Source organism: Gordonia oleivorans (assembly GCF_040044975.1).
GTDB lineage: Bacteria > Actinomycetota > Actinomycetes > Mycobacteriales > Mycobacteriaceae > Gordonia > Gordonia oleivorans.
This window is the reverse complement of sequence record NZ_JBDZDI010000014.1, coordinates 75345-94024: the sequence shown is the minus strand read 5'-3', so window position 1 is coordinate 94024 and position 18680 is coordinate 75345. Positions and strand designations below refer to the sequence as shown.

The 18680-nt window shown below is 67.0% G+C and carries 15 protein-coding genes; 9 read left to right on the top strand and 6 right to left on the bottom strand.

Features of this window, described 5'->3' with window-relative positions; all coding sequences use genetic code 11:
• Window positions 1-12: 12 nt before the first annotated feature.
• Window positions 13-258 carry a hypothetical protein gene (locus ABLE92_RS18250; protein ID WP_348806178.1) on the top strand — a complete coding sequence of 82 codons (246 nt, stop codon included), beginning with the start codon at window positions 13-15 and terminating at the stop codon, window positions 256-258.
• Between the two features lie 42 nt (window positions 259-300).
• On the opposite strand, the gene ABLE92_RS18245 is transcribed toward ABLE92_RS18250, so the two are convergent.
• Window positions 301-2223 (bottom strand): ABC transporter ATP-binding protein, encoded by a 1923-nt coding sequence (locus ABLE92_RS18245; protein ID WP_348806177.1) that lies wholly within the window; start codon window positions 2221-2223, stop codon window positions 301-303.
• A gap of 179 nt (window positions 2224-2402) precedes the next feature.
• Here ABLE92_RS18245 and fgd point away from each other — a divergent pair, with 179 nt between their 5' ends.
• From fgd to ABLE92_RS18230, 3 genes are all read left to right on the top strand, one after another.
• Window positions 2403-3425 (top strand): glucose-6-phosphate dehydrogenase (coenzyme-F420), encoded by a 1023-nt coding sequence (fgd, locus tag ABLE92_RS18240; RefSeq protein ID WP_348806176.1) that lies wholly within the window; start codon window positions 2403-2405, stop codon window positions 3423-3425.
• Window positions 3426-3444: 19 nt separating this feature from the next.
• Window positions 3445-4407 (top strand): DMT family transporter, encoded by a 963-nt coding sequence (locus ABLE92_RS18235; RefSeq protein ID WP_348806175.1) that lies wholly within the window; start codon window positions 3445-3447, stop codon window positions 4405-4407.
• Window positions 4408-4492: 85 nt separating this feature from the next.
• Window positions 4493-5440 carry an Abi family protein gene (locus tag ABLE92_RS18230; RefSeq protein WP_348806174.1) on the top strand — a complete coding sequence of 316 codons (948 nt, stop codon included), beginning with the start codon at window positions 4493-4495 and terminating at the stop codon, window positions 5438-5440.
• Between the two features lie 25 nt (window positions 5441-5465).
• Here the strand turns inward: ABLE92_RS18230 and ABLE92_RS18225 are convergent, their stop codons facing one another.
• Window positions 5466-5999 carry a GNAT family N-acetyltransferase gene (locus ABLE92_RS18225; RefSeq protein WP_348806173.1) on the bottom strand — a complete coding sequence of 178 codons (534 nt, stop codon included), beginning with the start codon at window positions 5997-5999 and terminating at the stop codon, window positions 5466-5468.
• A 28-nt stretch (window positions 6000-6027) separates the two neighbouring features.
• Window positions 6028-6621, bottom strand: a complete 594-nt coding sequence (locus ABLE92_RS18220) for a helix-turn-helix domain-containing protein (protein ID WP_348806172.1) — start codon at window positions 6619-6621, stop codon at window positions 6028-6030.
• 106 nt (window positions 6622-6727) lie between these two features.
• On the opposite strand from ABLE92_RS18220, the gene ABLE92_RS18215 reads away from it, so the two are divergent.
• From ABLE92_RS18215 to ABLE92_RS18195, 5 genes are all read left to right on the top strand, one after another.
• Entirely contained in the window at window positions 6728-7315 is a 588-nt protein-coding gene (locus tag ABLE92_RS18215) for a TetR/AcrR family transcriptional regulator (protein ID WP_348806171.1), read from the top strand.
• A 38-nt stretch (window positions 7316-7353) separates the two neighbouring features.
• On the top strand, window positions 7354-9471 hold the full coding sequence (gene pta, locus ABLE92_RS18210; protein ID WP_348806170.1) for a phosphate acetyltransferase: 2118 nt from the start codon (window positions 7354-7356) through the stop codon (window positions 9469-9471).
• Complete coding sequence (locus ABLE92_RS18205; RefSeq protein WP_348806169.1) at window positions 9468-10673, top strand: acetate kinase; 1206 nt, start codon at window positions 9468-9470, stop codon at window positions 10671-10673. The genes pta and ABLE92_RS18205 overlap by 4 nt, the downstream gene beginning before the upstream one ends.
• Before the next feature lie 426 nt (window positions 10674-11099).
• Window positions 11100-11693, top strand: a complete 594-nt coding sequence (locus tag ABLE92_RS18200) for a TetR/AcrR family transcriptional regulator (protein WP_348806168.1) — start codon at window positions 11100-11102, stop codon at window positions 11691-11693.
• Window positions 11690-13234, top strand: a complete 1545-nt coding sequence (locus ABLE92_RS18195) for a flavin-containing monooxygenase (protein WP_348806167.1) — start codon at window positions 11690-11692, stop codon at window positions 13232-13234. The genes ABLE92_RS18200 and ABLE92_RS18195 overlap by 4 nt, the downstream gene beginning before the upstream one ends.
• 135 nt (window positions 13235-13369) lie before the next feature.
• Here ABLE92_RS18195 and ABLE92_RS18190 read toward each other — a convergent pair whose 3' ends face one another.
• Genes ABLE92_RS18190 through ABLE92_RS18180 form a run of 3 tightly spaced genes read right to left on the bottom strand, consistent with a single transcriptional unit; the run spans window position 13370 to window position 18453 of the window.
• Window positions 13370-15931, bottom strand: coding sequence for a tetratricopeptide repeat protein (locus tag ABLE92_RS18190; protein ID WP_348806166.1), 2562 nt, complete (start codon window positions 15929-15931; stop codon window positions 13370-13372).
• Between the two features lie 6 nt (window positions 15932-15937).
• Window positions 15938-16951 (bottom strand): glutamate ABC transporter substrate-binding protein, encoded by a 1014-nt coding sequence (locus ABLE92_RS18185; protein ID WP_348806219.1) that lies wholly within the window; start codon window positions 16949-16951, stop codon window positions 15938-15940.
• Between the two features lie 56 nt (window positions 16952-17007).
• Window positions 17008-18453: a GlnX family signal transduction membrane protein gene (locus tag ABLE92_RS18180; protein ID WP_348806165.1), complete on the bottom strand. Its 1446-nt coding sequence runs from the start codon at window positions 18451-18453 to the stop codon at window positions 17008-17010.
• Between the last annotated feature and the right edge of the window lie 227 nt (window positions 18454-18680).

Below are 18680 nucleotides of genomic sequence, written 5' to 3'. Positions count from 1 at the left end.
AGTGCACGTCCGGTGACCAATCATCAGTTCCAGAGCGCCGCGCAGGGCTTTTCGCGCGGCATGGTCACCGTCGGCGCGATCATCCTGATGGTCTGCGTCGGATTCCTGACCTACACCTGGTGGCGTGACGGCCGTTGGGTGTGGGTCGCCCTCGGCATCATCCTCATCCTGGTCAACATCATGATGCTGGTGATGACCTACCGGAAGGCCAAGCTCACGCCGCCGCCGGGCGATCACGGTGACGATCCCGAGGACTGAGTCCGTGCGTCGAGTGGGCGCCCTTTCCCGTCGAGTGTGTGTTCACGCACCCACGGCCGGGCAGCACTCGCGCGACGACTCCTCCCCGGCGAACTGGGTGCGGTACAGCTCGGCGTAGCGCCCGCCCTTTGCGAGCAGCGTCGCGTGGGTTCCGCGTTCGACGACGCGGCCGTCTTCGAGCACCGCGATCTGGTCGGCGGCGCGAATGGTCGAGAGTCGGTGGGCGATGACGATCGACGTCCGGCCTTGTAGCGCCTCGCCGAGCGCCGCCGACACCGCGGCCTCCGACGTCGAGTCCAGGTGGGCGGTCGCCTCGTCGAGGATCACCACCGACGGCTTCGCGAGCAACAGTCGTGCGATCGTCAGGCGTTGACGTTCACCGCCGGAGAGTCGGTAGCCGCGTTCCCCGACCACGGTGTCCAGGCCGTCGGGAAGAGTCGCGACGAGGTCATCGAGCCGGGCCCGGCGCAATGCGGCCCAGATCTCGTCGTCGGAGGCATCCGGACATGCCAGCGTCAGATTGACTCGGACGGTGTCGTGGAAGAGATGGCCGTCCTGAGTCACCAATCCGACGGTGGCGTGCACCGACGCCGACGTCAGGTCGCGGACGTCGATGCCGTTGAGCCGCACCGATCCCTCGTCGACGTCGTAGAGTCGGGTGGCCAGCGAGGCGATCGTCGACTTCCCGGCGCCGGAACTGCCGACGAGGGCGAGCATCGATCCGGCCGGGACGTCGAGGTCGATGTGATGCAGCACGGTGCTGCCGCCCCGATTGTCCAGTTGCGCAACCTCTTCCAGCGAGGCGAGGGAGATCTTGTCCGCGGACGGGTAGGCGAAGGAGACGTCGTCGAAACGGACCGTGACGCCACGGGTCTCATCGGTGTGCGGCACGGCGATGGCGCCGGGCTTGTCGGCGATGAGGGGCGCCAGATCGAGGACCTCGAAGACCCGCTCGAAACTGACCACCGCAGAGGAGATCTCGACGCGGGCGTTCGCCAGGGCGGTCAGCGGTGCATACATCCGGGTGAGCAGCAGCGCCAGCGACACCACCGCACCTGCGGACAGGTGCTCGTGCACGGCGAGCCATCCGCCGAGGCCATAGACCAGGGCGAGGGCCAAGGCGGACACCAGGGTCAGCGCCGTCATGAACACCGACTGCAGCATGGCACGGCGAACCCCGATGTCGCGCACCCGATCTGCGCGGTCGGCGAAGGCCGCGGACTCGGTCTCCGGACGCCCGAACAGTTTGACCAGCGTGGCGCCGGGGGCGGAGAACCGTTCGGTCATCTGCGTCGACATGCGGGCGTTGTGCTCCGCGGCCTCCCGCGACAGTGCCGACATCCGCCGCCCGAGCCGTCGGGCGGGAATCACGAAGACCGGCAACAGGATCAGTGCCATCAGGGTGATCGGCCAGCTGATCGCGAACATGACGCCCAGCGTCAGCGCCAGGGTGACCGTGTTGGAGACGACCCCGGACAGGGTGTCACTGAAGGCGCGTTGCGCGCCGATGACGTCGTTGTTGAGGCGGCTGACCAGGGCGCCGGTGCGGGTGCGGGTGAAGAAGGCGACCGGCATCCTCTGCACGTGGTCAAAGACCGCGCGACGCAGATCGAGGATGAGTCCCTCGCCGATGGTCGCCGACAGCCAGCGGGTGATGACGGCGGCGCCCGCTTCGGCCACCGCGATCACCGCGATGAGCACCGCGACGCCGACGATGGCCGCGCCGGCCCCGGGGTCTCCGGCGGTGATCAGGTTGACGACATGCCCGGCCAGCAAGGGTGTGACGACGGTGAGCACGGCGGTGAACACCGACAACACGAGGAAGGCAATGATGCGGCGCAGGTGCGGGCGCGCGAAGCCGCCCACCCGGCGCAGCGTGGTGCGGCGGTCGGCGCCGCCGGCCGACCCGGTGGGTGCGGTGCCGGATCGATACATGATGTCCCAGGCGACGGACTCCATACTCATGACGACGAGGATAGAACCTCAAGTGAGCTTGAGGTCTAGTTGTCGAGTTGGGCGTCAATGGGGCCGCGTCTGTGCAGCGGATCACGTGATGAGTACGTTGGATATCGATCAGACGACAGCGATCGGAGCGACACCGGAACTCGAGACCGGGCGGGCGTTCCGCGAAGTGAGGCGGCGGCATGGCACAGCAGTTGAAGCTCGGATTTAAGGCGTCGGCCGAGCAGTTCGATCCCCGCGAGTTGGTGGAGATCGCGGTCGCGGCCGAGGAACACGGGATGGATTCGGTCGCGGTGAGCGATCACTTCCAGCCCTGGCGGCACAATGGCGGGCACGCCCCGTTCTCGCTGGCATGGATGGCCGCGGTGGGCGAACGTACCAAGCGGGTGCAGATCGGCACGTCGGTGATGACGCCGACCTTCCGCTACAACCCCGCCGTCATCGCGCAGGCCTTCGCGTCCATGGGCTGCCTGTATCCGGGACGGATCATGCTCGGCGTCGGCACCGGCGAGGCGCTCAATGAATATGCGACCGGTTTTCAGGGTGAATGGCCGGAGTTCAAGGAGCGTTTCGCCCGGCTGCGCGAGGCCATTCGGTTGATGCGCGAACTGTGGACCGGCGACGAGGTCGACTTCGACGGCGAGTACTACCACACCCAGGGTGCCTACATGTATGACGTTCCGGAACAACCGATTCCGGTGTATGTGGCCGCGGGTGGGCCGGTGGTTGCGCGGTACGCCGGACGGGCCGGCGACGGTTTCATCTGCACCTCCGGCAAGGGCGCCGAACTCTATACCGAGAAGCTGATCCCGGCGGTCAAGGAGGGCGCAGAGAAGGCCGAGCGTGACTTCGACAAGATCGACCGGATGATCGAGATCAAGATCTCCTACGATCCGGATCCGCAACTGGCACTGGAGAACACCCGATTCTGGGCGCCGCTGTCGCTGACCGCCGAGCAGAAGCACAGCGTGAATTCGTCGGTCGAGATGGAACGTCTGGCCGACGAACTGCCGATCGAGCAGGTGGCCAAACGATGGATCGTCGCCTCCGACCCGGATGAGGCCGTCGAGAAGGTCAAGTTCTACACCGACGCCGGCCTCAATCACCTCGTCTTCCACGCGCCGGGACATGATCAGCGTCGTTTCCTCGACAACTTCGAGTCCGACCTGGCCCCGCGCCTGCGGAAACTGACTGTCGCGGAGTGATTCTCTGACGCCACGTGCGGTGAATCTCCCGGCCCTCGCCGCGGCCACCACCGTCGCGCTGTGGTCCCTGTCGTTCATCGCGATCCGTTCGGCCGGACAGGCATTCTCGCCGGGGGTGCTCGCCTTCGGGCGGCTCGCCATCGCGGTCGTCGCGCTGGTGGTGATCGCCGCCGTCGTGGTACGACGATCGAGTGGCGCGGCGTCGAACCCGTTCGTGCCACCGCGCGGCCGATCCCTGGCACTGGTGATCGCCTACGGCGCAGCGTGGTTCGGGGCCTACAGCGTGGTGCTGAACTGGGCCGAACAGCACATCGACGCCGGAACCGCGGCACTGCTGGTGAATCTCGCACCCATCCTGGTCGCCGTGTTCGCCGGATTCTTTCTGGGCGAAGGCTTCTCGACGCGGCTGGTGGTCGGCATCGCCATCGCCTTCGGCGGCGTCGTCCTCATCACGGTGGGTGGCGGTGAGCGGCACGCGGACTGGCTCGGCGTCGGACTGGGACTGCTCGCCGCCGTGCTCTACGCGGCCGGCGTGCTGGTGCAGAAGGTGGCGCTGGGCACCGTCGACGCGTTGACCGCGACATTCTGGGGTGCGATCGCGGGCCTCGTCGTCACCCTGCCCTTTGTTCCCGCCGCGATCGGCGAGGTGGCCTCGGCCGCGGCCGCCGACATCGGCTGGATGGTGTTCCTCGGCATCGGCCCGACCGCCATCGCCTTCAGCACGTGGGCCTATGCACTGGCCCGCACGTCGGCGGGGGCGATGGCGGCCACCACACTGGTGGTGCCGGCCCTGGTCATCGTGTTGTCCTGGCTGCTGCTCGCCGAAGTGCCGACACCCCTACGGATCGTCGGCGGTGTGCTGTGCCTGGTGGGCGTCGCCCTGACGCGCGGGCTGCTGCGGGTGCCGCTGCGGTGGCGCCGGGTAGGCGAGGAGCAGCCGGTCGATGGTGGTCAGGCCGTGAGTGACCCTCGTGGCAAGTGAGGGAACTGTGGGCTAGACTTGTGGTAATCGTTTCGGCCCGCCTCGCTTTGTCGAGGGCGGGCCGGACTTCTATTAACCTTCCCGCATGGTGACGAAGCAATGGCTGTCGATCAATGCGCAACTTGCTCGTCTGGAACAGCGAGGGATGGTCATCGGCGATCGGGAACACGCCGCTCGCTGGCTGGCGCAGGTCGGCTACTATCGCCTCAGTGGCTACTGGTACCCCTATCGACGGAGGGACGTCTCTGGGGACCTCAGCGATCACTTCGAACGAGGTACCACTTTCGCCGATGTCGCCGCGTTGTATGAGTTCGATCGTCACCTCAAGAACCACATGCTGAGCGCGGTTGAGCGTATCGAGGTTGCCATGCGTTCGCAGGTCGGTCACGCGCTCGGACGACTGGGAGGCGTCGCCTACCTCGGTCACACTCCGTTCAGCGATGATTTCCTCACCAGCGGGCAGCATTTGGATTGGTTGAGCACCGTAACCAAGCGTGCCAACCGCGCCAAGAGACGCGACCCGTTCATCGGTCACCACTTCGTCAACTACAACGGGCAGATTCCGATCTGGGTGCTGACGGAGGTCCTCGACTTCGCAGACGTTTCGAAGGTTTACAAAGGCATGAAGATGAGCGACCGCGACCGTATCGCTCACGACTTGGGTATCACGGGCACGCGAACCCGTAGCAATGCGAGACCAGGCGACATTCTGGCCAACTTCCTCGAACACATCACGGTGGTGCGCAACGTCTGTGCGCATCATTCACGGCTATGGAACCGAAACCTCACGCCGGTGGGAACCGCCCGGTTGGCGGCCATGGACAGCTTTCGTGGACTGGCCAAGGGCCAGGACGGATCTGTATTCGTCTCACTGTGCATTGCGGGTCATCTCCTGCAAGTGATCTCGCCGGGAACCACTTGGGTGGACGGGGTCGCCGATCTGATCACGACGCGACTGGCATCGATTCGGATGCGCTCCGAGGGCGAGATGGGATTTCCTTCGAACTGGCAGGCTCTGCCGCTGTGGCGGTAGCCGTCGGCGAACCCGCCGATCCGCCTTACCGACCGGCGGGCGTCCCGTCGTCGATAATCAGTTGCAGGAACGCGAGATCCAGCCATGATCCGAACTTCGTGCCGACCTCGCGCAGCGTCCCCACGCGGGTGAAGCCGAGTCGCTCGTGCAGCCGGATCGACCCGGTGTTGGCGGCGTCGATCCCGGCGACGACGACGTGCACCCCGGCGTTGCGCGCCCGATCGAGCAGGGCCGCCATCAGATCGGTGCCCAGGCCCCGACCCCGTTGATCCCCACGGACATACACCGAGTGCTCGACGGTGCGGCGGAAGCCGTCGTGGGGGCGAAACGGGCCGTAGGTGGCGTAGCCGAGGACCCGCTCCGCGTCGGGATTGCCCGGGTCCGGTTCCACGGCAACGAGAACGGGGAATCCGGCGGCCCGACGGTCGGCGATCCATGCACGGCGGTTGGCGGCGTCGACGAGCTGATCGTTCCAGATCGCCGTGGTGTGTTCGACGGCGTCGTTGTAGATGACGGTGATGCCCTCGGCGTCGAGGTCGGTGGCGTCGCGGATGTCCATGGTGGGGCCTCTCGAGGTCGATCCGGTGTCAGCGCGGTCGGGAAACCTTGTGGAGCACAACAAGATAACGACACATTTCGGTGGTGGACGGATTGTGGAATCGGCACGGTGCCGGCGCGCCGAGCGACAGGCAGTCGCCGGGGTGGAGTTCGTGGGTCGCTGGTCCCTCGTCGAACCTGAGGGTGCCGGCCAGGACCCAGATCTGCTGATCGATGAAGCGATACGACTCCGCGGGGTAGGAGACCTGTGAGCCGGGTGGGAGATCGACCTCGACGAGTTCGAGATCGTGTGCGGCGGAGGGGGATACGGCTCGTCGGCGGTATCCGGTGTCGGGGTCGGTCCAGGTGGGTTGTTCGTCCCGGCGGGCCAGCCGGGCCTCGGAATTCTCGGCGCGGGCGATCAGCTCCGAGAGTGTCAGGCCCAGGGCGTTGGCGAGTTTCGCGAGCAGTGCGGCCGTCGGCTGGGCGTCGCCGCGTTCGATCTTGGTGATCATCGCGCGCGAGACGGCCGACTCGGTGGCCAGGGTGGCGACGGTCATGTCGCGTTCGAGACGGGCGTTGCGGACCGCGTCGGCGATGGCGGTGGTCAGCGCGGTCGGCGCGGTGGGTCCGTCGGGGGGCATGCGGTGAGACTACTATGATCGACACTTCTGCGCACAACAGTGACACGACTGTGACGTCGTGCGCGGCGCATCACCCCGAATGCGACCCGTTCGCTACCGTTTTCTCATGGAACGCGATCGGATGGTGGACGTCGGGGTCAGCCTGGTGTCCCGCTTCGGGGCCAAGGCACTGAGCCTGACGTCGGTGGCTCGCCACGCGGGTGTCGCACGGGCCACCGCGTATCGCATGTTCGGTGGGCGCGATGCGCTGGTCGCGGCCATCGTCGAGCGTGAGGTCGCGCAGTTGCGGGTGCTGCTGCGTGACTGGGCGGCGAGCGAACCGGATGCGGCCGGCAAGGTCCGCGCCCAGATCCGCAACGTGCTGCCCTACATCCGGGAGCACGAGGCCCTGCAATACGTGCTGCGCAAGGAACCCGAGGAGATCGTCCGGGCGATCATCAGCACCGACGCCGCCGCCGGGCCGTCGCTGGTGGAGCGGATCGTCGACGAGGCACTACAGGACCTCGAACCGGAGATCGGTGAACATCTGGTGCCCGATCCGCGAGGAGCCGCTGAATTCCTGGTGCGGGTGATCTACTCGGTCATGCTCGTCCCGCAGAGCGCTTTGTCCGATGAACAGGTGGCCGAGCTGGTGGTGCGCGCGATCGTCGCGGACGCCGCGCGGCCGGAGGGTACCGAACCGACCGGTCAGTAGGGCGCCTGGCCGGGCGGGTATCGCTAGGCTAAGACACCATGACCGCAGCCAGCGAGGACAGTGCGAACGCCCCGTCGACGAGTATCTACATCGCCTCGGCCGAGGGGGGTACCGGAAAGTCGACGATCGCGCTGGGAGTGCTCGCGTTGTTGTCGGCGACCGGTGGTCGGGTCGGCGTGTTCCGGCCGATCTCGCGGGCCGTCGCCGGGGAACGCGACTTCCTGCTGGAGATGCTCATCGAGCACGCCTCGGCCGACGTCGACTACGACGACTGCATCGGCGTCACCTACGACCAGGTGCACGCCGCACCCGAGGGGGCGATCGCCGAGATCGTCGCCCGGTTCCACGTCGTGGAATCGCGATGCGACGCCGTGGTCATCCTCGGTTCGGACTACACCGACGTGGGCAATCCGTCCGAGCTGGCCTTCAACGCCCGCGTCGCGGCCAACCTCTCGGCGCCGATCATCCTGGCGCTCAACGCATCCGGCCACACCGCCGCTGAGGTGCGCGAGCTCGCCGAACACCTGCTGGCCGAGATCGCGGCCATCCACGCCACCACCGCGGCGATCGTCGCCAATCGCTGTGATCCGCAACAGATGTCACGGATTCACGCCGAACTCGACAAGGTCCCGGTACCGGCCTGGTGCCTGCCCGAAGACCCGGTGCTGTTCGCGCCCACCATGGCCGAACTCCAGGAGGCGCTCGGTGCCTCGCTGTTCAGCGGGGATCCCGAACTGCTCGACCGGGAGGCGCTGACGGTGATGGTCGGCGGCATGACCGTCGAGCACATCCTCGAACGGCTCAGCGACGGCATGGTCGTGATCGCCCCGGCCGACCGGTCCGACGTCCTGCTCGCGTTGGTGACCGCCAATGCCGCGCAAGGCTTTCCGCGGCTGACCGGCATCATTCTCAATGGTGGGCTGCATCCTCATCCGATGATCGACGCACTCGTCAGCGGCCTGAAGTCGACGCTGCCGATCCTGGCCTGCGAACAGGGGACCTACGAAACCGCGCGCACCGCGGCCAAGACCCGCGGGCGGGTGGCGGTCGGATCGGTCCGCAAGATCGAGGCCGCACTGGAACTGATGGAACGCCACGTCGACGCCGACGAGATGATGAGCGTCCTCAAGGTGCCGACCAGTCAGGTGACCACGCCGCAGATGTTCGAGTACGGGCTGATCGCCCGCGCCCGCGCCGACAAGAAATGCATCGTGCTCCCCGAGGGCGGGGACGATCGCATCCTGCGCGCCGCCGGACGTCTGCTGCGTCGCGACGTGGTCTCGCTGATCATCCTCGGCGATCCCGACGCGGTCGGCCGGCGCGCGCAGGATCTCGGTATCGACATCACCGGCGTCGAGATCATCGATCCCGAAACCTCGCCACTCACCGACGAATTCGCGACGATCTACGCCGAACTCCGCAAACACAAGGGGATGGATTTCGAGCAGGCGCAGGAACGGATGCGCGACGTCTCGTATTTCGGCACGATGCTCGTCTACACCGGTCGCGCCGACGGCATGGTCAGCGGTGCGGCGCACACCACCGCACACACCATCCGTCCGGCCTTCGAGGTCATCAAGACCGCACCTCGCGTCTCCACCGTCTCGAGTGTGTTCTTCATGTGCCTGGCCGACAAGGTGCTGGCCTACGGCGACTGTGCCATCGTGCCCGATCCCACCGCCGAGCAGCTCGCCGACATCGCCATCTCCTCTGCGACAACGGCATCGGGCTTCGGGATCGAGCCTCGGGTGGCGATGCTGTCGTATTCGACGGGGAGTTCGGGAACCGGTGCCGACGTCGACAAGGTGCGCGTGGCCACCGAACTCGTCCGGGAGCGCGCCCCACATCTGTTGGTGGAAGGCCCGATTCAGTACGACGCGGCGGTCGAACCGTCCGTCGCCGAAACCAAGATGCCCGATTCGCCGGTCGCCGGGCGCGCCACGGTGCTTATCTTCCCGGACCTCAACACCGGCAACAACACCTACAAGGCCGTGCAGCGCAGTGCCGGCGCCATCGCCATCGGACCGGTGCTGCAAGGTATTCGACGGCCGATCAACGACCTGTCGCGTGGTGCGCTGGTCGACGACATCGTCAACACCGTCGCCATCACCGCGATCCAGGCACAGAACATGGCCGCCGAGGAGGTCACCCGATGACCGACCAGATCGCCGGGTCGGTGCTGGTTCTCAACGCCGGATCGTCGTCGCTGAAATATCAACTCGTGCATCCGAGTAGCGAGGTGGTCATCGCGGAGGGGATCGCCGAACGCATCGGTGAGGACGAGGGAACGATCACCCACGTCCAGGCCGGTGAGGAGATCACCGAGAAACTCGAACTGCTCGACCACGCCGCGGCCATCGGCCGGGTGATGGCCTTGTTCGCCGAAGGCGGTATCGACCTCGCGAACGCGGGGCTGTCGGCGGTGGGGCACCGAGTGGTGCATGGCGGGCGCACGTTCTTTGAGCCGACGCTGATCGACGACTACGTCATCAGTGAGATCGAACGCATCTCTTCGCTTGCGCCGCTGCATAACCCGGCGAATCTCACCGGTATCCAGGCGGCCCGGGACAAGCTTCCCGACGTGCCCTCGGTGGCCGTCTTCGACACGGCCTTCTTTCACGCGCTGCCCGAGGCGGCCGCCACCTACGCCATCGACCGCGGTGTCGCGAAACTGCATGCCATTCGCCGCTACGGTTTCCACGGGACCAGCCATCAGTTCGTCTCCGAGCAGGTGCCGGACCTGCTGGGCAAGGAACCGTCCGACGTCAATCAGATTGTGCTGCATCTGGGTAACGGTGCGTCCGCCTCGGCGATCCGGGGAGGCGACCCCATCGATACCAGCATGGGCATGACGCCGCTGGAGGGGCTGGTGATGGGTACCCGCAGCGGTGACATCGACCCGGGCGTCGTGCTGCATCTGCACCGCGTCGTCAAACTGAACGCCGATCAGATCAACACCCTGCTGAACAAGAACTCCGGCCTCAAGGGGCTGTGCGGAGACAACGACTTCCGTTCCGTCACAAAGCGAATCGCCGACGGCGACCCGGCCGCAAAGCTGGCCTACGACGTCTACATCCACCGGCTGCGCCGCTACATCGGCGCCTACATGATCGACCTGGGACGGGTGGACGCCATCACCTTCACCGCGGGCGTCGGCGAGAACGCGGCTTCGGTCCGGGCCGACGCCCTTGCCGGGCTGGAGAACTACGGCATCGTCGTCGACCCGGAACGCAATGTGGTGCGCAGCAGGCAACCGCGACGCATCTCCACCGACGACAGCCCGGTCGCCGTCCTGGTGGTCCCCACCAACGAGGAACTCGCCATCGCCCGGCAGTCGGCGGAAGTCGTCGAGGGGTAGCGCGTGCCGCACTGACGGCGCTTGCGGGTGCACTGACAGCGCTCGCAGGTGCACTGACAGCGCTCACCCCTACGTTGACGGCGCTCACCCACGCGTTGACAGCGCTCGCCCCTACGGTGACAGCGCTCGCCCACCCGTTGACAGCGCTCACCCAACCGTTGACGGCGCTCGCCCCTGCGTTGACAGCGCTCACCCACCCGTCGGTCGAGCCCGACGAGGCGCTAGCCGAGGAGGTGTCGAGGCCTCCGCAGGTTGCGCTGGAACGATCCCGAAGCGCTGTCAACGACGAGGTGAGCGCTGTCAACGCACACGAAAGCGCTGTCAACGTTGAGGTGAGCGTGGTCAGTGGTGTTGGGGTGGTGTGCGCGACGAGAACCTCGCAAAAACAGTCTGGACTGATCGTAAGTTGGCGGATACGATCACGGAGTGTCCGAAACGCCGACCACTCCCGTCCCGACGACGCCCGCCCCGCGCACTCAGGCGCAACGCTCGGCGGCGACGCGCGACAAGGTGCTCGACGCCACCGTCGCGTTGCTGATCGAGCGGGGCTACGGTGCCACCACCACCCAGGAGGTCAATCGGCGGGCCGGGGTGTCGCGCGGTGCGCTGCTTCATCAGTTCCCGACGCGGGAGTCACTCGTGGTGGCCGCGATCGGTTACCTCGTCGACCGGCGTAAGGCCGAGATCATCGAACGTGCCGGCGCGGCCGAACCGGACCTGGAACTGCTGCTCGACGTGTTCGACGGTCCGCTGTTCTATGCGGCGCTGGAACTCTGGGTCGCCTCGCGGACCGATCCCGCACTGCGGGAAGCACTGATCCCGGTGGAGCAGCGCATCGCCGACGAGTTGCTGACCACCGGTCTCGAACTGTTCGGGCACCGCTACTCCGCGGAACAGATCGAGGTGGCCGCCGAACTCGCTCGTGGACTGGCCATTTCGCGCCTGCTGCGCGACCCCTCCACCGACCGCGACGTCGCCGGTCGCATCTTCACCACCTTCACGGAGGCGCTCCGACGATGACTCTCACACCCACCGATCGACCCGACACGCAACCGCCCGCCACGGATGGCCCCGAGCCGAGCGGCGGCACCGAGTGCGTCGACGTCCTCATCGTCGGCACCGGATTCGGCGGACTGGCCGCGCTGCACCGACTGCGCACCGACCATCCGCATCTCACTGTGGTCACCGTCGAACGTGCCGACGGCCCCGGCGGCGTCTGGCGTGACAACAGCTATCCCGGCGCGGCCTGCGATGTGCCCACCTCCCTGTACTCACTCTCGTTCGCCGACAAGTCCGACTGGTCGCACACCTACGGCCGTGGCTGGGAGATCAAGAACTACCTGGAGGGTGTCGCGCGCGAATTCGACGACCAGATCCGTTATGGCTGTGAGGTTCTCGCGGCCCTGTGGGATGCGGAGCAGGGGCGATGGCGGGTGGACACCTCGAGTGGCACCGTACTGGCCACCTACCTGATAGCGGCGCCCGGGGCGTTGTCGGCCCCGACCATCCCGGCGGTCGACGGACTGGAAGACTTCTCCGGCAACGTCTTTCACACCGCGCAGTGGGATCACGCGCACAGCCTCGCCGGCCGTCGGGTAGCCGTGGTGGGAAGCGGTGCGTCGGCCATCCAGGTCGTGCCCGAGATCGTGGACGACGTCGACCAACTGGTGGTCTTCCAGCGCACTCCGTCGTGGGTGATCCCCCGCCTGGATCGCACCATCGGGCCGGTGGAACAGGCTGCCTACAAACGCTTTCCGAAGCTGCATCGCGCTGCCCGGCGCTTCACCTGGCTCACCCACGAATTCCACGTGATGGCGATGGCGCACCACCGCAAGCTCCTCGACATCTTCCGCGCGATCTCGCTGCGGCATCTGCATCATCAGATCGCCGATGAAGACCTGCGACGGCGCCTCACCCCGGATTTCAGCATCGGATGCAAACGAATCCTGATCTCCAACAAGTGGTATCCGGCGCTCGTCCATCCGCACACCACCGTCACCGGTGCCCTGGAGCGTTTGACCCCGACCGGTGCGGTGAGTGCCGACGGCACCGAATTCGAGGTCGACACCATCGTTTTCGCCACCGGGTTCACCCCTACCGCGCCGCCGCTGGCGTCGGTCATCACCGGCCGCGACGGACGGCGACTCGACGAGGTCTGGCACGGATCGCCGAGCGCCTACCGCGGTGTCGAGATCCCGGACTTTCCCAACCTGTTCTTGATGTACGGCCCGAACACGAACCTCGGGCACTCGTCGATCGTGCTGATGCTCGAGGCGCAGGCCTACTACATCGGCCAGGTGCTGACCTATCTCGCCGCGCACGGCGCGGGCACCGTCGAGGTGACGCAGGCCGCCCATGATCGGTATGTGGCCGACATCGATGCACGGCTGGCGTCGACGGTCTGGAACTCCGATGGTTGTGGCAGTTGGTATTTCGACTCGACCGGCCGGAACTCGGTGATGTGGCCGACCTACACCGCCACCTACCGTCGGATGATGTCGCGATTCGCGCCGGGAGATCACACGATCTCGGTGCGCGCCGCGTCGTCGGTGCGTCGGTAGAACGCGAGGCGCCCACTCGACGGGATAGGGCGCCCACTCGACGGGAAAGGGCGCCCACTCGACGGGGAAGGGCGCCCACTCGACGGGATATGGCGCCCACTCGACGAGATAGGGCGCCCACTCGACGCGACGACGTCAGAACAGACTGTCGGGACGCACGTAGTTCGCGAGGTCGACGAGCAGGAAACGATGATCGCGGTTGCTGCGCATCTGACGGGCCAGTGAGCGCAGTGCGCGTTCGGTTCCGGCGCGCAGTCCGCGTTCCGTGAACGGCACACCGAGCACGGTGGCCGGGGAGCCGGCCTCCTCGGGATGGGCCATGATCCACCCCATCGTGGTGCCGAGCACGATGAGCTGGAGACGCGCCTTGCGGGGCTCGGAATCCGGCATCGCCTCCAAACGCTGTGCCGCCTCGATGATCTGACGTTTCTCCACCAACTGCGGATCGCGTCCGTGCACCAGGGCGAGCACGGCGGTGGCCCGGGCGGTGTTGTAGTGACGGCTCGTCGGGGGCACCTCGTCGAGAGGCTCGATCGCGGCGTCGAAGTCGCCGCGGGCCACCGCGAGTCGCGCCAACCCGAAGGCGGCGGTGACGATGCTGTGGTCGGTCAGCCACAGGTCGTGATAGTGGTGTGCGGCGATCGTGTACATCTCCTCGATGCGGGCATCGGGAGCGCCGTCGGCGTCGTCGGTCGGGTGCTTCTCGTCGGTGAGCCATCGTCCGATGAGTTCGGAGGTGCCGGCGGTCGCCAACTTGGGTGCCACCTCGCCGGGCATCGCGGCCAGGACGTCGGTGAAGCGGGCGTGGGCCAACTCCGGTTCATCGTTCATCAGGGCACAGATACCCATGTACCACTGCACCCGCCACGAATCCCCGTGCTGGGCAGAGACATCTCGTAACACGGCCAGTGCGGTGTCGACGTCGTCGAGTTCGAGATGCGCTCGGGCCTCGGCGAGATCGATCTCCAACGACGGGTGAGCGCTGGTGGCCGGGCGGCCCAGCAGCGAGGCGAAACCCTCGGCCCGGGCCGCGCCGATCGAGTCGAGGGTCTGCCGCGGATCCGACAGCGCCGCCGAATTCAGCAGCCCCGCAGCGGGATCGGTCGGATTGACCAGCGGCACCGGCAACGCGTGGGCGATGTCGACCGGATCGTAGAAGGCGGCGAGATCGGGATCGAAGAAGCCGTCGACGGGAGCGAGCATCAGATCGGTCCCGAAGGTGGAGCGCTGCGGGGTGAACACCGTCGACAGCGACGGCCGCGGCACCCCGGTGTGCACGGCGACGGTCTCGCGCAACACATTCAGCAGCTGCGTGGTCATCTCCTCGGCGGAGGCGAAGCGGTCGTCGGGGTCGGCCGCGGTCGCCCGCGCCAGCAGCATGTGGAACGACGGGTTGTCGGCGAACACCGGTGTCGACTCGGCGTCGGGCAGCCCGTCGAGATAGCGACCCTTCTCCATCGGCATGTCGACGGTCAGGACCGCCAGGGTGCGTCCGATGCTGTAGATGTCGGTGACCACCTGCGGGCCCGTCTGCACGATCTCCGGCGCCTGGAATCCCGGTGTGCCGTACAGATGTCCGTACCCGTTGATCGCCGACACCGCACCGAGATCGATGAGTTTGACCTCGTCGCTGGAGATCATGATGTTCTCGGGTTTGACGTCGTTGTACACCAGACCCACCGAGTGCAGATACCCGATGGCCGGCAGCACCTCGAGGATGTAGGCCATCGCCTGCTCGATGGGCAACGTCGCCCGCGCGGAGTCGGAATCCGCACCGCCGGAAGTGATCTGCTTGAGGGTCTGACCACCGATGTACTCCATGACGATGTAGCCGAAGCGTTGATCGTCGTCGGTGACGTGCTCGACGAAGTTGTAGATCTTCACGATGCCGGGATGATTGACCGACGCGAGGAACTGCCGTTCGGCCAGCGCCACCTGCTGCGCCTCCGAGTCCGACGAATTGAGCAGACCCTTGAGCACCACGGGGCGGTCGGACACGTTGCGGTCGATGGCGAGATAGATCCAACCGAGTCCACCGTGGGCGATGGCGCCGGCGATCTCGTACTGCCCGGCGACCACGGTACCCGGTTCGAGACCGGGGACGAAGGAGTACCGGGCGCCGCAGTGCGGACATGTTCCGGTGAGTTCGCCTGCGGCCGAACCGGAGTCACGCCCCACCGGACGGCCACAGCGCCAGCAGGTGCGCTTGGCCTCGGCGATGACCGGGTAGTCGAGGACGGCGTCGGCCGGTTCGATGTCGGTGATCTTCGGGAGTTCGACCAGGCCGCTGCCGAGTCGCCGATCGTGCACCTGCGGACGGCGTTTGGGGACCAGACGCCGGGTCTGGCCGACCGACGTGAGCGCCTCCGTCGGGATCAGCGGTCCGGACCGCACCACCGGGTCGGTCGATCCGGTCATCGGGGTGGCCATGGTTCCGAGGTCGGCGGGATCGGATCGCTGGGTCCCCGGGTCGAGATCCTCCGGCGTCGCGCGCTGGGTCCCCGGATCGAGATCCTCGAGCGATGCGCGCTGGGTACCCGGATCGAGATCGTCCAGCGACGCGCGCTGGGTACCGAGGTCGAGGTCGTCGGATTCCGCGCGTTGGGTTCCGACGTCGAGGTCCTCCAGCGAGGCACGCTGCGTCGCGACGTCGACACCCGCAGGTGTCTCGTCGGTGCGCTCGTCGTGCCCGGTCATCGTCCCTCAGTCCCGATATGTCGCCTGTGGCGGGCCGTAGCTGGGGCCCAGATTGCTCAGCCACCGGTTGTAGGTGGCGTACCACTGACCGTTGGCCTTGTTCTCCGCGAGGACCCCGTTGACGAACCGCACCATGTCATCGTGCCCCTGCGGGATGCCGACTCCGTAGTATTCGGCGCCGAGGCCCGGTCCGACCACCTCCACCCACGGATCCTGTGCGGCGAGCCCGGCCAGAATGGCGTCGTCGGTGGTGACGGCGTCGACCTGGCCCTGCTGCAACATCACCAGGCAGTCGGCCCACGTCGTCGTGGTGATGATCTTGGCACGTGGTTGGTCGGCCTGCATCCGGCCGATCGACGTCGTTCCGCGCGCGGCACACACACGCTTGTCGGCGAGTCCGTCGACGTCGGTGATGCCGGAGTTCTTGGGCGCCAGAATCCGTTGCGAGGCAACATAATATGGGGCCGAAAAGCTCACCTCGCGGAGGCGGTCGCAGGTGATCGACATGGTCTTGACCACGACGTCGACGGTGCCGTCGCGCAGTGCCTCGGTGCGGTCGGCCGAGCTGAGCACCCGGTACTCGATCCGGTTGGGATCACCGAAGATGGCCGTGGAGATCTGGCGGGCGATGTCGACGTCGAATCCCTGGATGTCGCCGGAGAGCGGATCACGGAAGCTGAACGGGTTGGAGCCGATGTCGGTGCCGACGATCAGCCGACCGCGGGCGGCGATCGCGGCCATCGTGCTGTTCGGCGGCATCTCGTTGGGTTCGGGCATCTGCTCGGGTGGACGCAGACTCGCCGTCGCATTGCACGACTGCGAGTTCGGCACCGGCTCGGTCGTCGTCGCGGTCTGCACGCCGGGCGGGGTGGGTGTGACGCCCGCGGCCGACGGCGGCGGCGACTCCGGCGCGGTGAACGTCACGCAACCGCTGCACAGGGCGACGACCGCGCCGAGAAGCACGATCCACCGTCGCGCTCCGCGGAGCGGCGGGGTGAGCGGATGCCGTCCGGGGTTCATCGGTCCGGGGTTCATCGGTCCGGGATTCATCGGTCCGGGATTCATCGGTCCGGGGCTCATCGGTATTCCCGGATCCGCGGGATGATGCCGAGCACGAGGGCCGCGGCGGCGAAGATCGACAGCACCATGATCCCGGTACCGGTGTAGCCGAGGACCCGTTGCGCGGTGTTGATGTCGTCGCGGAACGAGTTGCGGGTGGTGGTGATCGCGTCGGTCAACGCCGAGTCGACCGCGGCGTAGCTGCTCGCGGTGCTCGACGGGTCGCTGCCGATCGTGAGGGTGCGGGCGGTCGCGAAGTCACCTTTCTCGATCGCCGCACGGGCCTGCTCGTCGGATTCGCGCCACTGCGCCAGCGCCGACTTCACCGACTCCACCTGCGACGACGACAACGCGCCGTCGTCGTCGGCGGTTTGCCCACCCAGATGCGTCAACGTCGTACTGATGCTGTCGGTGGCGGTCGCGAAGGTCTGGTCGAGGTCGGCCTGATCGCTGCGACGGACCAGCGAGAGGGTCTCCGCCGACCGTGCCTGCTGGGTGAGGATGCGGGCCTCGGTGAGCTGCCCGAGGGGATCGGCGCCGTCGACCTTCGCCGAATTGGTGGCCGCGACGGACGCCAACCCGGAGATGAGCAGCCACGCCAGCCCCCCGAGGATCGCGACGAGGGCGGCGAGCACCCCGATGTTGAATCGGCGTCGTGTGCGGCGCACCAGGAACCGGGAGGTCGCGATGAGGGCCAGGCTCACCACGAGCAACCCGAAGTAGACCCCGTAGGGCGGGATCGTCAGGGCCTGCTGCGGGTCGGCGATCGCGGTGGAGCGTCGATCGTAGAGTCGTTGGGCCGACGGCAGGATCTGGTCCTGCATGAGCGCCGACGCCTGACCGAGATAGGCGCTGCCCACCGGGTTGCCGAGCCGGTTGTTGATGCGGGCGGTCTCGATGAGTCCGCTGTAGACGGGGATCGTCGTGGCGAGGGTCTGCAGGTCGGCGTTGATCGCGCGGTCGGTGGCGTCGTTGTCCTCGCCGGGCGCCCCCGAGGTGCCCGCTGCCCGCATCAGCGACGCCGAGGCGGTGGCCAGTGCGTCGGAATAGCGTGCCCGCAATTCGGGGGATTCCAGACCGCCGGAGATGAACGCGGAATTGGCGGCGGCGTCGGCGATCGACAGCGAGCTGTAGAGCACCTGGGACGCCTCTGCGAGGGGTTCGTCCACGTCGATCATCGATTTCAGGGAGTCGGTGCGTTTCTCGAGCACGTTGGAGCCGTACCAGCCGGTGGCGAGGATCCCGATGGCCACGACGGCGACGATCATGATGAGTTTGCCGGGCGTGGTGCGGGCGTAGTGACGCAGCGTGACCAACGGTGACTGGGCGCGCCCCCGGCCCATCGACATCAGTTCGCGACGGTCGGTGAGGACCTGCCGGATCGGTGGGGTGGTGGGATGCGGTCGGATCGTGCGACCCGCACGAGTGAGCGCGGTACGCACTCCAGATGCGTCGCCGGTCACGTCGTCACCTCTTCTGGCCGCCGGTCCTGGGCAGCGAACTGCTCAGTGTGCTGGTCGCTCCGCCCGCATCGGCAGGGCGCACCCACCGACGCCTCGCCGCGGCGTGGCAGTGTCCGGTATCGGGCGAATCGCTCGGTATCGGATGAATCGCTCCGGGGGAGGAGTCCGTTTCAACCCTAGGACATGTCGACGGGCCGATGCCCCACCTCCCCGGGGCGTTTTCTCCA

Excerpts from the sequence above, each read along its gene's own strand:
- ABLE92_RS18245 (WP_348806177.1), bottom strand. The coding sequence starts at position 2,223 with ATGAGTATGGAGTCCGTCGCCTGGGACATCATGTATCGATCCGGCACC.
- fgd (WP_348806176.1), top strand. The coding sequence starts at position 2,403 with ATGGCACAGCAGTTGAAGCTCGGATTTAAGGCGTCGGCCGAGCAGTTC.
- ABLE92_RS18230 (WP_348806174.1), top strand. The coding sequence starts at position 4,493 with ATGGTGACGAAGCAATGGCTGTCGATCAATGCGCAACTTGCTCGTCTG.
- ABLE92_RS18225 (WP_348806173.1), bottom strand. The coding sequence starts at position 5,999 with ATGGACATCCGCGACGCCACCGACCTCGACGCCGAGGGCATCACCGTC.
- ABLE92_RS18220 (WP_348806172.1), bottom strand. The coding sequence starts at position 6,621 with ATGCCCCCCGACGGACCCACCGCGCCGACCGCGCTGACCACCGCCATC.
- ABLE92_RS18215 (WP_348806171.1), top strand. The coding sequence starts at position 6,728 with ATGGAACGCGATCGGATGGTGGACGTCGGGGTCAGCCTGGTGTCCCGC.
- pta (WP_348806170.1), top strand. The coding sequence starts at position 7,354 with ATGACCGCAGCCAGCGAGGACAGTGCGAACGCCCCGTCGACGAGTATC.
- ABLE92_RS18205 (WP_348806169.1), top strand. The coding sequence starts at position 9,468 with ATGACCGACCAGATCGCCGGGTCGGTGCTGGTTCTCAACGCCGGATCG.
- ABLE92_RS18195 (WP_348806167.1), top strand. The coding sequence starts at position 11,690 with ATGACTCTCACACCCACCGATCGACCCGACACGCAACCGCCCGCCACG.
- ABLE92_RS18190 (WP_348806166.1), bottom strand. The coding sequence starts at position 15,931 with ATGACCGGGCACGACGAGCGCACCGACGAGACACCTGCGGGTGTCGAC.
- ABLE92_RS18185 (WP_348806219.1), bottom strand. The coding sequence starts at position 16,951 with ATGAACCCCGGACGGCATCCGCTCACCCCGCCGCTCCGCGGAGCGCGA.